The organism is Haloarcula sp. Atlit-120R, from assembly GCF_003665885.1.
GTDB lineage: Archaea > Halobacteriota > Halobacteria > Halobacteriales > Haloarculaceae > Haloarcula > Haloarcula taiwanensis.
Genome location: NZ_QPLN01000004.1, coordinates 110096 through 123800, shown reverse-complemented (window position 1 = coordinate 123800; position 13705 = coordinate 110096). Strand labels below are relative to the sequence as shown.

General features: G+C 65.1%; 12 protein-coding genes and 1 tRNA gene. 7 read left to right on the top strand and 6 right to left on the bottom strand.

Annotated features, from left to right (window positions below):
* Positions 1-140: 140 nt before the first annotated feature.
* Positions 141-242, top strand: a tRNA-OTHER gene (locus DVK01_RS15150).
* 363 nt (positions 243-605) lie between these two features.
* On the opposite strand, the gene DVK01_RS15145 is transcribed toward DVK01_RS15150, so the two are convergent.
* Entirely contained in the window at positions 606-830 is a 225-nt protein-coding gene (locus DVK01_RS15145; protein WP_014040518.1) for a hypothetical protein, read from the bottom strand.
* Between the two features lie 86 nt (positions 831-916).
* Between DVK01_RS15145 and DVK01_RS15140 the strand changes: the two genes are divergently transcribed.
* The 4 genes from DVK01_RS15140 (at position 917) to DVK01_RS15125 (ending at position 4958) form a co-directional block, all read left to right on the top strand.
* Complete coding sequence (locus DVK01_RS15140) at positions 917-1957, top strand: nicotinate-nucleotide--dimethylbenzimidazole phosphoribosyltransferase (RefSeq protein WP_121537420.1); 1041 nt, start codon at positions 917-919, stop codon at positions 1955-1957.
* A 2-nt stretch (positions 1958-1959) separates the two neighbouring features.
* Positions 1960-3279 carry a cobyrinic acid a,c-diamide synthase gene (locus DVK01_RS15135; protein WP_121537418.1) on the top strand — a complete coding sequence of 440 codons (1320 nt, stop codon included), beginning with the start codon at positions 1960-1962 and terminating at the stop codon, positions 3277-3279.
* Between the two features lie 72 nt (positions 3280-3351).
* A complete protein-coding gene (dacZ, locus tag DVK01_RS15130) occupies positions 3352-4161 on the top strand; it encodes a diadenylate cyclase DacZ (RefSeq protein WP_053969176.1) in 810 nt (269 codons plus the stop codon).
* 2 nt (positions 4162-4163) lie between these two features.
* A complete protein-coding gene (locus DVK01_RS15125) occupies positions 4164-4958 on the top strand; it encodes a mechanosensitive ion channel domain-containing protein (RefSeq protein WP_101350210.1) in 795 nt (264 codons plus the stop codon).
* Positions 4959-4966: 8 nt separating this feature from the next.
* On the opposite strand, the gene DVK01_RS15120 is transcribed toward DVK01_RS15125, so the two are convergent.
* From DVK01_RS15120 to purD, 3 genes are read right to left on the bottom strand one after another with little or no spacing between them, the layout of a single operon-like run.
* Positions 4967-5515 carry a DapH/DapD/GlmU-related protein gene (locus DVK01_RS15120; RefSeq protein ID WP_198560242.1) on the bottom strand — a complete coding sequence of 183 codons (549 nt, stop codon included), beginning with the start codon at positions 5513-5515 and terminating at the stop codon, positions 4967-4969.
* Between the two features lie 20 nt (positions 5516-5535).
* Positions 5536-7032 carry a TrkH family potassium uptake protein gene (locus DVK01_RS15115; RefSeq protein WP_101350212.1) on the bottom strand — a complete coding sequence of 499 codons (1497 nt, stop codon included), beginning with the start codon at positions 7030-7032 and terminating at the stop codon, positions 5536-5538.
* A 58-nt stretch (positions 7033-7090) separates the two neighbouring features.
* Positions 7091-8443 (bottom strand): phosphoribosylamine--glycine ligase, encoded by a 1353-nt coding sequence (purD, locus tag DVK01_RS15110; protein ID WP_101350213.1) that lies wholly within the window; start codon positions 8441-8443, stop codon positions 7091-7093.
* A gap of 151 nt (positions 8444-8594) precedes the next feature.
* On the opposite strand from purD, the gene DVK01_RS15105 reads away from it, so the two are divergent.
* Together DVK01_RS15105 and DVK01_RS15100 are read left to right on the top strand one after the other, a co-directional pair.
* Positions 8595-8858 carry a hypothetical protein gene (locus DVK01_RS15105; RefSeq protein WP_121537416.1) on the top strand — a complete coding sequence of 88 codons (264 nt, stop codon included), beginning with the start codon at positions 8595-8597 and terminating at the stop codon, positions 8856-8858.
* Between the two features lie 54 nt (positions 8859-8912).
* The gene (locus DVK01_RS15100; protein ID WP_121537414.1) at positions 8913-11066 is read left to right on the top strand and encodes a thioredoxin domain-containing protein; all 2154 of its coding nucleotides are present in this window, start codon (positions 8913-8915) and stop codon (positions 11064-11066) included.
* Positions 11067-11069: 3 nt separating this feature from the next.
* On the opposite strand, the gene DVK01_RS15095 is transcribed toward DVK01_RS15100, so the two are convergent.
* The gene (locus DVK01_RS15095) at positions 11070-11459 is read right to left on the bottom strand and encodes a thioredoxin family protein (protein WP_101350216.1); all 390 of its coding nucleotides are present in this window, start codon (positions 11457-11459) and stop codon (positions 11070-11072) included.
* A gap of 110 nt (positions 11460-11569) precedes the next feature.
* Positions 11570-13699: a glycoside hydrolase family 3 protein gene (locus tag DVK01_RS15090; protein ID WP_101351446.1), complete on the bottom strand. Its 2130-nt coding sequence runs from the start codon at positions 13697-13699 to the stop codon at positions 11570-11572.
* Positions 13700-13705 lie beyond the last annotated feature (6 nt).

The following is a 13705-nucleotide window of genomic DNA, read 5'->3' as shown; positions in this document are numbered from 1 at the left end:
ATACCGCTCCGACGATAGACGGTACCACAATGGTCCAGCAAACGCCCGGCTAAACATCACTCGACTGCCGGGAGCGTTGCGCGCGGAAACACCCGGAATCATCACTTACTTGGTTGTCAGGAACGTATATTGGGTAGCTTGGAAGGGTGGCTCAGTGGTAGAGCGCTACCAGCCAACATGCCAGAATCGGTTGGTGGTTACCCCGCAAAGGGCTCCGCGTGGTTCGACTCCCGCCCCTTCCATTTTCCGTCATTCATCGTGAGCGGATGCGAACGGCTTCGATGTGCCACACCGGCAGCTCAGCCCTGATAGTTGGGCTGGCCAGAATTACTGCACACACCGGAGGGGCGGCTGGGAGCTACGAACTGTTGGCGTGGGAGCTAGCGGCTCACAGGAAGTGGAAAGGTAAGGAATGTGGGGGTGGGGGGTGGGGGTGGTGCGGCACCAGTACGGTGCCTATCTGGAACAAAGCGGGGAGATGTATAAAAAATCACCGCCGAGATTATCAGATCTGATTTTTCGTCAGGCCGTCAGTACCGGGCACCACGCCATCGCCGTAGATAACAAAGAGAGAAACAACAGCGACGTGTCCCGGTTTCGACCAGTTACTTGTGGGTGAATAGCACGACGTTCCCGTCGTTGATGGTCGTACAGAGGTCCATCTCGAAATCGAGATTGAGCGACGTGAACTCCTGCTTGCAGACGACCATATCGTCGAACGGCTCTTCACAGGACGGACAGGCTACAGCCGTCGTGTTCTGGTACGAAGCGATCGCCTCGTTATCCTCGCGCGGCGTCAACGACGAGCGGAGTTCGTCGAAGTCGTCCATGTTCGGGCAACCGCGGGCGTGCGTCATAAATCATGCGCCACCCCGTCACCAAGGTATTAAAGTTTATTTGTGGTAATACAATCACAATGACTTCACCCGGTGTCGGAACGCGCTTTGCACTCGTCGCAGGAACCACGGAAACCGCAAGTCGGGCGGGTATCAGCGCCGCTGGAGCCGATCCCGAGCTCATGTCAGTAACGCCCGCGGCGGATGCAGAGTTGGTGACATACGGCAGTCCGGTCCGGACGGACGTGACACCAGTCAGTCCAAGCGGCTGTCCGACGCCGGCACTGGTGACACGGGCTGTCCGAGAAGTCCTGGGGTTTGATACCACAGTTATTGACGGCGGACTGGCGGAGCGAACGGGAGCGCCAACGGTCGCTGTCGGCGCACGTCCGGGAAAAGACATCGCAGAGCAAGACCCGGTGTCGACGGCCCACGGGGCGTTCGCGGCCGCCCGACAGCTCGGGCAGGCGCTCCCGGCCGACGAGTTGTATCTTGGCGAGACTATTCCCGGCGGGACAACGACGGCCCTCGGCGTCCTCCGGGCATTGGGTGAGGACGGGATGGTCTCATCGTCGCTTCCAGAGAATCCCACAGAACAGAAAGAGAAACTGGTCGCCGAGGGACTCCAAGCCAGTTCGTTGTCACCGGGTGACGCCGCAAACGAACCGAAACGGGCGGTCCGCCGGATGGGTGACCCCGTTCTGGCAACGCTCGCTGGTCTGACCGCGGGAGCCGTCGAGAGCGATACCGCCGTGACACTCGCCGGCGGCAGCCAGTGCATCGCGGTCGCTGCGCTGGTCCGCCACGGCGGCTACGAGGGACCGCTCGGACTGGCGACGACGAGCTACGTAGCTGACGACGAGAGTGCCGACGTGCGAGCCTCCGCTGCTCGGCTCGATCTCGACCTGACGGTAACGGACCCCGGATTCGACCAGAGCGACCACGTCGCGATGGAGCGGTTCGTCGCCGGCGAGGCCAAGGAAGGGGTCGGAATGGGCGGCGCGCTGGCGCTAGCCGACCGCGCCGGTATCCCGATGGCAGAGGTACGGGACCGGTTTGGGGCCCTCTACGACGACCTGATCGGCGACGCGCCCTCAGCGACGGCCGAGGAGGGGACGTGAGGATGGACGGGGTCGTCCTCGCCGGCACAAGCTCCGGCGTCGGCAAAACCGTTGCCACGCTGGCGACTCTGACAGCGCTCGAAGACGCCGGGTATCAGCCCCAGCCGGCCAAGGCTGGCCCGGATTTCATCGACCCGAGCCACCACGAGGCGCTCGTGGACACGCCCTCGCGGACGCTCGACCCCTGGCTCGCTGGCGAGGCTGGTATGTGTCGCACCTACTGGCGCGGCACAGGGGATATCTGCATCGTAGAGGGCGTGATGGGGCTCTACGATGGGACGAAGACGTCGACGGCAGCCGTTGCCGAAGGGCTTGACCTCCCGGTCGTTCTGGTCGTGGATGCAAAAGCCGGGATGGAGAGCGTCGCCGCAACGGCGCTGGGGTTCGCACGGTACGCCGACCGCATCGGCGCTGACATCGACGTGGTCGGCATCCTCGCACAGCGCGCCCACGGCGGCCGGCATGCCGACGGTATCAGGGACGCGCTCCCCGAGGACCTCACCTACTTCGGCCGGATTCCGCCGATGTCGGACCTGGAGATTCCCGACCGGCATCTCGGACTGCACATGGGCGCAGAGGCCGGCTTAGACCGCGACGCGCTCTCGACAGCGGCGGAGACTATCGATGTCGAACAGCTTGTCGACGTGGCCCGGACACCGCCGGCAGTCGAGACGGCGAGGACGACTACTGACGGCTCACTGGCCGACCGTCGGGTCGCCGTCGCACGGGACAGCGCGTTCTGTTTCACCTACCCCTCGGTACTCGAACGGCTCCGTGCCGAGGCGACCGTCGAGCCGTTCTCGCCGGTCGCCGGCGACCCAGTCCCCGACGCCGACGCGATATATCTGCCCGGCGGCTATCCGGAGCTCTACGGTGAATCGCTCGAAGCCAGCGGCACACTCGACGAGCTAGCCAGTCGTGCCGCCGACGGTGTCCCCATCTACGGCGAGTGCGGCGGCCTGATGGCGCTGTCGGAGTCGCTGACGACGACCGGCGGCGACACCCACGAGATGGCCGGAGTCCTCCCCGCGGACATCGAGATGCAAGACCGGTATCAGGCGCTCGACCACGTAGAGCTAGCGGCGCAGTCAGACTCTGTCGTGGCTGGGTCCGGGACACACCGCCGCGGCCACGAGTTCCACTACTCAGCTGCGACCCTCGACAGTGACGCGTCGTTCGCCTTCGAAATGGTTCGAGGCGACGGTATCGACGGCGAACACGACGGTCTCACAGAGTACAACACTGTCGGCACGTACTGCCACTGCCACGGAGAAAGCGGTGCGTTCGACCGTCTACTGGCAGTGCCCTCGACGGACATCTGACGGCGGGCCTGCCGTCGGACGCGCGGCTGACTGCCCGCAACCTTTTTTTCGACAGACAGCATCGTTCTGATAATGAACGAGTTGCGCGACCTGCTCGGAGACCTGGTCGCAGACGTCGACGCCGTGTTCCTGTTTTCCCCGAACGCGTCGTTCTTCGAGGAGTTCGCAGACGTCGATGAAGAAATCGTCGTTGTCGGCCCGGAGAACACCCTCGATGCGGAGCCGTTCGTCGAGCTACCCATCGATTTCACCGACCTCGAAGGCCGCCTCCGCTTCGGTATCGAAGGCGCACTGGAGCAGGGCATCGTCGACGAGGGCGACGAGGTCCTCTGCGTGACCGAAGTGCTGGACGGTGCCGAGAACACGCTCGTCCGGGTTCAGACGAACGACTTCTCGCCCTCTGGTGTGTACGACATGTTCGTCAACTCGCGGGCAGACGCAAGCGTCGTCCGCGACGTCTTCGAGGTCGCTATCGAACTCGGAAAGAAGGGGCAGAAAGGCAAGCCGGTCGGTGCACTGTTCGTCGTTGGCGACGCCGGTAAGGTGATGAACAAGTCCCGGCCGCTGTCGTACAACCCTTTCGAGAAGTCCCACGTCCACGTCGGCGACCCCATCGTCAACGTGATGCTCAAGGAGTTCTCGCGGCTCGACGGGGCGTTCGTCATTTCAGACGCCGGCAAAATCGTCTCCGCGTATCGGTATCTCGAACCCTCCGCGGAGGGGGTCGACATCCCCAAAGGACTCGGTGCGCGGCACATGGCGGCGGGCGCGATCACCCGTGACACCACCGCGACGGCTATCGTTCTCTCTGAGAGCGACGGGCTCGTACGGGCGTTCAAAGGCGGGGAGCTAGTCCTCGAAATCGACCCCGAGGAGTACTGAGGATGCAGCTCGGCTTCGACTGGGCGACGATCATCCGGCAGGTGTTCTCACCGCAGGGAACGTTCATCCTTTCGCTCGTGGTACTGGCTGTCGGTATCGTCCTCGGCTATCTCGTCTGGCGCTCCTCCCGGCGGTTTATGCGCGAACTCGGCGTCCCAGAGGCAGTAGAGGGAACCCCATTCGAGCGGACGGCGAGAGGGCTCGGGACATCGACGGTCGGCATCGTCTCGAATCTGGCGGCGCTGTTCATCTACATCACGACGGTCACTGCCGTCCTCAACATCGCACAACTGACCGACCCGGAACTGTACTGGGCCCGTTTCACGTCGTTCCTGCCCGATCTGTTTATCGCCCTCTTTGCCGTCATCATCGGTCTCATTGCGGGCGATAAAGCCAAGCTCATCGTCTCCGAGCGACTGCGCAGCGTCAAGATGCCCGAGGCGACGGTGTTGCCAGAAGTCGTCAAGTACAGCATCTTCTATCTGGCAGTGCTCATCGCGCTCGGTCAACTGGGCGTCGAGACCCTCGCCCTGCTCATTCTCCTCGGGGCGTACGCGTTCGGGCTCGTGTTCGTCTGCGGGCTGGCGCTGAAAGACATCCTGCAGGCCGGTGCGGCCGGTCTCTACCTCCTGTTGACAGAGCCATACAGCATCGGGGACGAGATCGTCATCGGCGACCAGAGCGGCATCGTTCAGGAGGTGGACATTCTCGTCACGCGTATCGAAAGCGACGGTGAGGAGTACATAATCCCGAACAAGCGGGTGTTCAATACGGGTATCGTCCGTATCCGGAGCTAAGCGCTGTGTTACGGTTCTTCGGTCGCTGTGTCGTCCGAGCCCAGCGGCTCGGCCGGAACACCGGCGACGGTCGTTTCCGGCGGCACGTCGTCAGCCACGAGCGAGTTCGCCGCGACCTGTGCGCCCGGACCGATTTCGACGCCGGGAAGGACAACCGCGCCCGCACCGACCATCGCCCGCTCACCGACGACGACCTCGCCGGTTCGGTACTCGTCCTGCAGGAACTCGTGACACAGCAGCGTCGCGTCGTAGCCGATGATGGCGTGGTCCTCGACAGTGATGAGTTCGGGCCAGAACACGTCGGGCGTCGATTCCAGGCCCCACGCGACGCCGTCGCCGACGGTGACGCCCAGCCGGGACAGCAGCCAGTTCTTGAGCCGAAGGCTCGGCGAGATGCGACAGACGAGGATGACGACGTAGTTGACCATCACCCGGAGCGGGTGTTTACCGTCCGGCCACGGGAATAAGGAGTTGTACGGGCCGGGCGTCGGGTGCTGGCGCAGCCGGTCGTGTCGTGGACCACTCACGTCCGTCGTGTACGGGGCCGCGATAATCAAACCCGTCGGCTCGCCGGCGGTCACCGCGTCCAGAACGTCGGCGTCAGCATCACCAGCACGGGGACAATTTCGATTCGGCCGACCCACATCAGCAGTATCATCAATACCTTGCTCGACCGGGCGAAGCCCTCGTAGGTCCCGTACGGGCCGGCCTGTCCGAACGCGGGGCCGATGTTGAAAAACATCGACGCGGCGGCACTGAGGGCCTCGAACTCGGTTATCGGCGCCCCAGAGCGCTCCCCATCGACGACGAGGAGAACAGTTCCGATGACGAAAAACACCATTGCCACTAACGTGTAGGCGTACACGTCGCGGACAGTGTCTTCACTGATAGCCTCGTTACTGAGCCGTACTGGGCGGATGCTCCGTGGATGGGCCGCGACGTTCAGGTCCCGCCAGAAGGACTTGGTGACGACGAGCCAGCGGAGCGTTTTGATAGAGCAGGTGGTGCTGCCGGCCATCCCGCCGATGAACATCATGACGAAGAGGACGTTCTTAGCCCCGGCAGACCAAGTATTGAAATCCGTCGAGGCGAACCCGGTCGTTGTGACGATAGCGGCGACCTGGAAGACAGCGTGTCGGACAGTGTCCCCGACACCGCCAGTGACGCCCTGGTCAAGTACCAGCAAGCCACCAACAAGCATTGAGCCGACAGCAAGGATTCCGAGATAAAAGCGGAACTCCTCGCTATTGCGCAGTCTGTGGGTGTCGCCACGGAGCAGCGCATACAGCAAGACGAAGTTCGTCGCGCCGACGATCATAAACAGCGTGACCGCCCACTGGACGGCCGGCGAGAACGCGCCGATGCTCTCGGCTCGCGGAGAGAATCCGGCGGTTGCGATGGCGGTGAACGCGTGTGCGACTGCGTCAAAAAGCGTCATCCCGGGCGCGAGACCGCTAGCACCGAGCGCAGCGAGAATTAGCGCTGCCCCTGCGGTCAGTCCCAGGTACAGCAGTCCGAGGATGCGCGCCGTCTGCTCGATACCGGGAGTGAGCTTCGTGACGTTCTCGGTCCGCGCTTCGGTCTCCATGAGCTGTGCGCCCGCGACCGAGAGCCGCGACAGCACGGCCGTCGCAAGCAACAGGACGCCCAGCCCGCCGAGCCACTGAAGGACCTGCCGCCACATGAGCAGCGCCTGCGAGTGAGCGTCGAAGTCCCTGATGACCGTCGCGCCGGTGGTCGTGATGCCGCTCATCCCCTCGAACAGGGCGTTGACCGGGCTGGCAAACACCCCTGTGCCCTCGATGTACAGCGGCATCGCACCGACGACAGCGATAGTCAACCACGCCAGGGACACCGTGAGAAACGCCTCACGGTCGCGAATGTGTTCGCGCTGGAACCGGGCCAGCGCTTTGCCGACGCCGAGAGTGACTGCTATCGTGACCAGATACGGCCACGGCGACTCGGCGTAGAGCAGGGCCACGACCACCGGAATCGCCAGCGGAACGGCTAGCCACTGCATGATAGCCCCGAGGACGTTCAGCGCGGACCGGATATCGACGGTTGTCAGTGCCACCGCAACTCACCGTCCGGCGGGCCGCCACCACGTGACCGCTGACGCTGCAACCACGCGCTCAGTCCGCACCGCCGCGGATGTCGTCCATATGGTCGATGCGCTGCTGAACGAGGTCGTCTTTGCCGATATCGTGGCGGACCCGAAGGCCTTCGGTGCCGGCGCGCTCCAGCGATTCCTCGGCGATGGCTTCCGCATCCGCGATGGTCTCCGCGAGGCCGACGACGGCGTAGGAACGGGAGGTGGTGGTGTAGATACCGTCCTCGCGGTCGTCGACGCTCGCGTAGAACAACAGCGCCTCGGGAGCGGTGTCGCTCGCGTCACCGGACTGGTCGGCGTGCTCCTCGACGACGCTCGCGATGACATCGTCGTCGATAGTCACCTTCGCCCCGGCGTCAGGGTCGGTCGGGTAGCCGTCCGGAACGGCGTACTTACAGACAGTCGCCAGCGGGCGGAAGGACAGTTGCGGGAGCGGGTCGTCGTCGCGGGCGGCGGTCAGCACGTCAAGGAAATCCGTGTTGAGGACTGGTAGGGTGTTCATCGCCTCGGGGTCGCCGAAGCGGGCGTTGAACTCCACCACGCGTGGTCCCGTTTCGGTGAGCATGAACTGCCCGTAGAGGACGCCCTTGTAGCCGTCGAGGGCGTCGACGGTCGCACGGAGCACATCGACGGCGTCCATGTAGTCGTCCTCGTCCATGAACGGCAGATGGAGGCTGGCGTCGGAGTAGCTCCCCATCCCGCCGGTGTTCGGCCCTTCGTCGCCCTCGTAGGCGCGCTTGTGGTCCTGGACGGCGGGCGTGACGCGCAGTTGCCCGTTGGCGACGAACGCCTGGACGGTGAACTCCTCGCCGACGAGTCGCTCTTCGAGGACGACGCGGTCGTAGTCGGCGTTCCGGAGGTACTCCTTGGCCTCCTCGGCGGTGCACTGGTCGCCGATGACGCGGACCCCCTTGCCGCCGGTGAGGCCGGCGGGCTTGACCGCGAGGTCACCGTCGTACTCGTCGATGTACTCGCAGGCGGCGTCCATGTCCTCGAACGTCTCGAAGTCCGGACAGCCGGGGATGTCGTGTTCCCGCATGAACCGGCGCTGGAACGCCTTGTCTGTCTCGATACGAGCCTCCTGCTCCTGTGGCCCGAAGGTGTAGATGCCGGCGTCGTCCAGCGCGTCGGCGACTCCAGCGGCGAGGGCTGCCTCGGGTCCGATAACCGCCAGCGTGGCGTCGACCTCCCGGGCGTAGGTCGTCACGGCCTTCGGATTGGTCGTGTCGAGTGCCTCGAAGCCGTCGGCGAGAGCGACGATACCCGGGTTCCGGTTGCTAGCACAGGCGTACAGCTCCCCAGGCGAGTCCGCGAGCGAGCGCGCAATCGCGTGTTCCCGGCCACCGCCACCCACGAGCAGCACTGTCTCTGACATACCCGAAGGCCGGATTGGCTCTCACGTAAGTATTGTCTTTTCGCCGGTTTTCGCTGACTGTGGCGGTCGTTTCTGTTTCGAGTGCGCTCGCGTACAGGTCGCTGGATGGAGACCGGGAGCTACTTTACCCGACCGTCTGACACACGGGTACATGTCCCCGCCCCGCCCATTTATCGACCCCGCAACAGGAGAGCTGGACACGGCCCAGATACTCTCGGAGGCCGTTCCGCTCGCGAAGCTCATTGGCGTCTTCGTCGCCGGAAGCCTCCTCCCCTACGCCATCGTGTTCTTCGGTTCGGAGGGGTCCGTACCGGGTGCAGTACTGGCCCTGCTCGGTGAGTTCATCCTCGCCGTCGGAGCCGGTGTCGTCCTTATGTACGTCATCGCCCGTGGAATCCGGCTGGCCGGCGAGTAAGTCCTCGCTGCCGGCGTCGCGTTCCTTTTCACCGCGGCGCTCCCAGCCACAGGTATGAGCGACGCCACGGACCCGGTATCTCGCAATCGACTCGACGAGGCGGAGAGCCCGTATCTCCGCCAGCACGCGGACAACCCCGTCAACTGGCAGCCCTGGGACGAGACGGCTCTAGAAGCCGCAAAGGAACGGGACGTGCCAATCTTCCTCTCCATTGGCTACGCGGCGTGTCACTGGTGCCACGTCATGGAGGAGGAGAGCTTCGAGGACGAGGAAATCGCCGAGCAGCTCAACGAGCACTTCGTCCCGATAAAGGTCGACCGCGAGGAGCGCCCGGATCTCGACTCCGTGTATATGAGTATCTGTCAGCAGGTGACCGGTGGCGGCGGCTGGCCGCTGTCGGCCTGGCTCACGCCGGAGGGCGAGCCGTTCTACGTCGGGACCTACTTCCCGCCGGAGGAGAAGCGCGGCCAGCCGGGCTTTGGCGACCTGCTCCAGCGCCTTTCAGACTCGTGGTCGGACCCCGAACAGCGCGAGGAGATGGAAAACCGTGCCCAGCAGTGGACTGAGGCAATCGAGAGCGACCTCGAAGCGACGCCCGCCGCTCCCGAAGACCCCGCTGAGGACATTATCCAGACCGCGGCGACCATCGCCCACCGCGGAGCGGACCGACAGGACGGCGGCTGGGGTTCCGGCGGGCCGAAGTTCCCCCAGAACGGGCGACTGCACGCGCTGCTTCGGGCACACGCTGATGGTGGACAGGAAGACTACCTGACCGTCGTCGAGGAGACGCTCGACGTGATGGCCGACCGGGGACTGTACGACCACGTCGGCGGCGGCTTCCACCGTTACGCGACCGACCAGCAGTGGGCGGTCCCGCACTTCGAGAAGATGCTGTACGACAACGCCGAGATTCCCCGTGCCTTCCTCGCGGGCTACCAGGCCATCGGCTCCGAACGCTACGCCGCGGTCGTCCGGGAGACCTTCGAGTTCGTCCAGCGCGAACTCCAGCATCCAGACGGCGGCTTTTTCAGCACGCTGGACGCCGAGAGCGCGCCCGTCGATGACCCCGAGGGCGAGACGGAAGAGGGGCTGTTCTACGTCTGGACGCCCGAGCAGGTCCGCGAGGCCGTCGACGACGAGACCGACGCGGACATCTTCTGTGACTACTTCGGCGTCACGGAGCGGGGGAACTTCGAAGGCGGGACGGTCCTTGCGGTTCGAAAGCCCGTCCCGGCGCTCGCCGAGGAGTACGAACGAAGCGAGGACGAAATCACGGCGAGCCTCCAGCGGGCCCTGAACCAGACCTTCGAGGCCAGAAAGAGCCGACCGCGACCGGCCCGCGACGAGAAGGTGCTGGCCGGCTGGAACGGCCTGATGATTCGGGCGCTCGCCGAGGGCGCTCTCGTGCTGGACGACGCCTACGCCGACGTGGCTGCCGACGCCCTCTCGTTCGTCCGGGAGCACCTGTGGGACGCCGACGCGGGGCGACTCAACCGCCGGTACAAGGACGGCGACGTGGCCATCGACGGCTACCTGGAGGACTACGCGTTCCTCGGTCGCGGCGCGCTGACGCTGTTCGAGGCGACCGGCGACATCGAGCACCTCGCGTTCGCTATGGACCTCGGACAGGCCATCACAGAGGCGTTCTGGGACGACAAACAGGAGACGCTGTTTTTCACGCCGACCGGCGGCGAATCGCTGGTCGCACGGCCCCAGGAACTGACCGACCAGTCGACGCCGTCCAGCACCGGCGTCGCCGTCGACCTCCTGCTGTCGCTGTCGCATTTCAGCGACGACGACCGCTTCGAGGACGTGGCCGAGCGGGTCATCCGGACCCACGCCGATCGCGTCTCCTCGAACCCGCTCCAGCACGCCTCGCTCACGCTGGCGACGGACACCTACGAGCAGGGCGCGCTGGAACTCACCTTCGTCGGCGACCGGTCGGAGTACCCCGACGAGTGGACGGAGACACTTTCCGACCGGTACATTCCGCGCCGTCTACTGGCCCACCGACCGGCCGACGAGAGTCGTTTCGAGCAGTGGCTCGGAACGCTGGGACTGGACGATTCGCCGCCAATCTGGGCCGGCCGCGAGCAGGTCGATGAGCGGCCGACGGTGTACGCCTGCCGGAACTTCGCCTGTTCGCCACCGAAACACGACCTCAAGACGGCGTTAGACTGGGGCGCGGGAACTGACGACGCGGCGTGAGAATCAGGCCATCTCGGCTTCGATTTTGTCGGCGAGGTACACCGCGATAGGGACCGGCTCCTCCTCGACGAATCGGGCAACCTCCTCGCCATTGTGTTCGACGACGACTGTCGGGATGAGTTCGATATCGTATGCCTCGACCTCCGGTCCCGTTTTCGAGCCGTCCTCCTCCTTCTCAACGGGGTAGTGGTGGACCACTGCGTCGGGGACACCGGCGGCTTTCAACGCCGCCCCGAAGTCGGGGAGCTGTGCCCGGCAGTCCTTGCACCAGTCGCCGCCCCAGATCTTGTACTCGAACTCGTCGGCGTAGCGCGTGAGAACGTCGACAGTGTCGGAGTAGGCGTCTTCGACCCACACCGGATTCGGCTCCATGGTTTCGAGCGTCTGACTCATGACCGGCTATATGTATTCGGGGGGCTTGAAATCCCCGGCCACGGACCCCCCGGTTCAGACGGGCTTCTGCGGAAAACGCCGCGTTTCAGCCGAGGTAACGACCGGACACGCTACCGGTCGACCGCCACAGTCGTCCGAACGTCCCGCGACGACCGCCCGATTTCAACGGTGTACGTTCCGCTGTCGACCGTCCACCCGGAGTCGGGGACGTACCGCGAGAACGCGAGGTCATCCAGCGTCAGTGTCACCGTCTGTCGTTCACCGGCGTCCAACTGCACAGCTTCGAATCCGGCGAGTTCACGCACGGGGCGGTCAGCGTCCTCGACGGACGGCGGTCGGACGTAGGCCTGAACGACCTCCCGGCCCTGCCTGTCGGCGACGTTCTCGACTGTGACTGCGACGGTCTGCTCGTCTGTGATTTCGGCATCGCCGTATGCGAATGTCGCATACGAGTGGCCGTGCCCGAAGGGGTAGGTCAGGTTCGCGTCTTCGTCGTCGAAGTGTCGGTAGCCGATAAAGACGCCCTCATCGTAGTGGACTTGATCGTCAACGCCGGGGTAGCGGCGCTCGGGCCCTGCAGTCGGGTACTGGCTTTCCGGGGCGAACGTCACCGGGAGCCGGCCGCTGGGGTCGCAGTCGCCGTAGAGGACTGCCGCCGCCGCGTCGCCGTCCGCCTGTCCGGGGTACCACTGTTCGATGACCGCGGCCACGTCCTCCCGCCACGGGAGTTCCACTGGGCCGCCAGACCTGACGACGACGACGGTGTTCTCGTTGGCGGCGGCGACAGCCGAGACAAGTGCGTCCTGTCGGCCCGGCAGTTCGAGCGACTCGCGGTCCCGGGCCTCCGTCGTTGCATCACGGACGAACACGACGGCGACATCGGCTGCCGCGGCTGCATCGACAGCGTCGTCAAGCGACGGCTCCCGTCGGGTGTCGTCCTCAGCCGTACCGTCAGCATCGTCGTCACCGACGAACGGTAGAAGGTCGAACAGCGAGACGGACTCGATCTGTCGGATGCCAAACGCGGTCGTGACAGCGCCCTCGGCGCGAGATTCGATTCCTTCGACTGGTGTGACCGAGTGGACCGGCGACGTCTCGGAGGAGCCACCACCGCCAAGTTTCGGCTCATCGACATTCGGCCCGATAACAGCCACGTCCGCCCCATCGGCCAGCGGCAGGACGCCGTCGTTGTCGAGCAGGACCGTCCCGCGGGCCGCCACGTCCGCCGCAATATCACGGTGGCGCTGACTGTCGATTTCACCCACCTCATCGTCGTTTTCACCGTCGTCGGCAGCAGTCCGGCCGCCGTCCAGTCGCCCGAACCGGTCCATCTGCCCGAGCACCCGCCGCGCCATGTCCACCAGTCGGTCGGCTGGAACCTCGCCGCTGTCGATGGCCGCTGCCAGCGGGTCACCGAACAGGCCCGCGCGTGTCGCGTCCGGGATGCCGTCGGGCCACTCGTAGCTCCCGGTTCCGTCGTCGGGGACTTCCGCCACGCCGGGCATCTCCACGTCAAGACCTGCGTTGGCCGCGCCGACGGTGCTCTCCAGCCCGTACCAGTCCGAGACGACGTAGCCGTCGAACCCCCACGCACCTTTGAGCACGTCACCGACGAGGCGCTCGTGGTCGCTCATGTGCGTGCCGTTCACTCGGTTGTACGCCGTCATCACCGAGCCGACGCCGGCGTCAACGGCCGAACGGAACGGCGGGAGGTACAGCTCCCGGAGCGTCCGCTCGTCCACTTCCGCGCTGACGGTCGTTCGGTGGGTCTCCTGGTTGTTAGCGACGAAGTGTTTCACCGTGGCGACGACGTCAGCGGACTGAATGCCGTCGATAAGGCCGGCTCCGACAGCGCCGGCGTGGACGGGGTCTTCGGAGAGATATTCGAAATTGCGGCCACACTGCGGGACCCGGATGACGTTCACACCGGGCGCGAGCAGCGCGTCCTGTCCGAGTGCCGTCGCTTCGCGTCCCATCGCCGCGCCCTGTCGCCGGGCCAGATCGGTGTCAAACGTCGCTGCCGTCGCAATCGACGCGGGAAAGGCGGTCGCGCGATGGCCCTCTGCACGGATGCCGAGCGGCCCGTCGACGAGACGAAACGGCGGAATCCCGGCCTCTTCGACGCCCGGGAGGTACCCCGTCGCTGTGCCCTCTGGGTCGGTTGCGCCGCGAACGAGCGCGAGTTTCTGTGCGCGAGACAGCCGGGCGAGCAGCGCTTCGATGTGGTCCTCATCAGCCATACCGAA

Excerpts from the sequence above, each read along its gene's own strand:
- DVK01_RS15100 (WP_121537414.1), top strand. The coding sequence starts at position 8,913 with ATGAGCGACGCCACGGACCCGGTATCTCGCAATCGACTCGACGAGGCG.
- DVK01_RS15135 (WP_121537418.1), top strand. The coding sequence starts at position 1,960 with ATGGACGGGGTCGTCCTCGCCGGCACAAGCTCCGGCGTCGGCAAAACC.
- purD (WP_101350213.1), bottom strand. The coding sequence starts at position 8,443 with ATGTCAGAGACAGTGCTGCTCGTGGGTGGCGGTGGCCGGGAACACGCG.
- DVK01_RS15140 (WP_121537420.1), top strand. The coding sequence starts at position 917 with ATGACTTCACCCGGTGTCGGAACGCGCTTTGCACTCGTCGCAGGAACC.
- DVK01_RS15095 (WP_101350216.1), bottom strand. The coding sequence starts at position 11,459 with ATGAGTCAGACGCTCGAAACCATGGAGCCGAATCCGGTGTGGGTCGAA.
- DVK01_RS15090 (WP_101351446.1), bottom strand. The coding sequence starts at position 13,699 with ATGGCTGATGAGGACCACATCGAAGCGCTGCTCGCCCGGCTGTCTCGC.
- DVK01_RS15105 (WP_121537416.1), top strand. The coding sequence starts at position 8,595 with ATGTCCCCGCCCCGCCCATTTATCGACCCCGCAACAGGAGAGCTGGAC.
- DVK01_RS15125 (WP_101350210.1), top strand. The coding sequence starts at position 4,164 with ATGCAGCTCGGCTTCGACTGGGCGACGATCATCCGGCAGGTGTTCTCA.
- dacZ (WP_053969176.1), top strand. The coding sequence starts at position 3,352 with ATGAACGAGTTGCGCGACCTGCTCGGAGACCTGGTCGCAGACGTCGAC.
- DVK01_RS15145 (WP_014040518.1), bottom strand. The coding sequence starts at position 830 with ATGGACGACTTCGACGAACTCCGCTCGTCGTTGACGCCGCGCGAGGAT.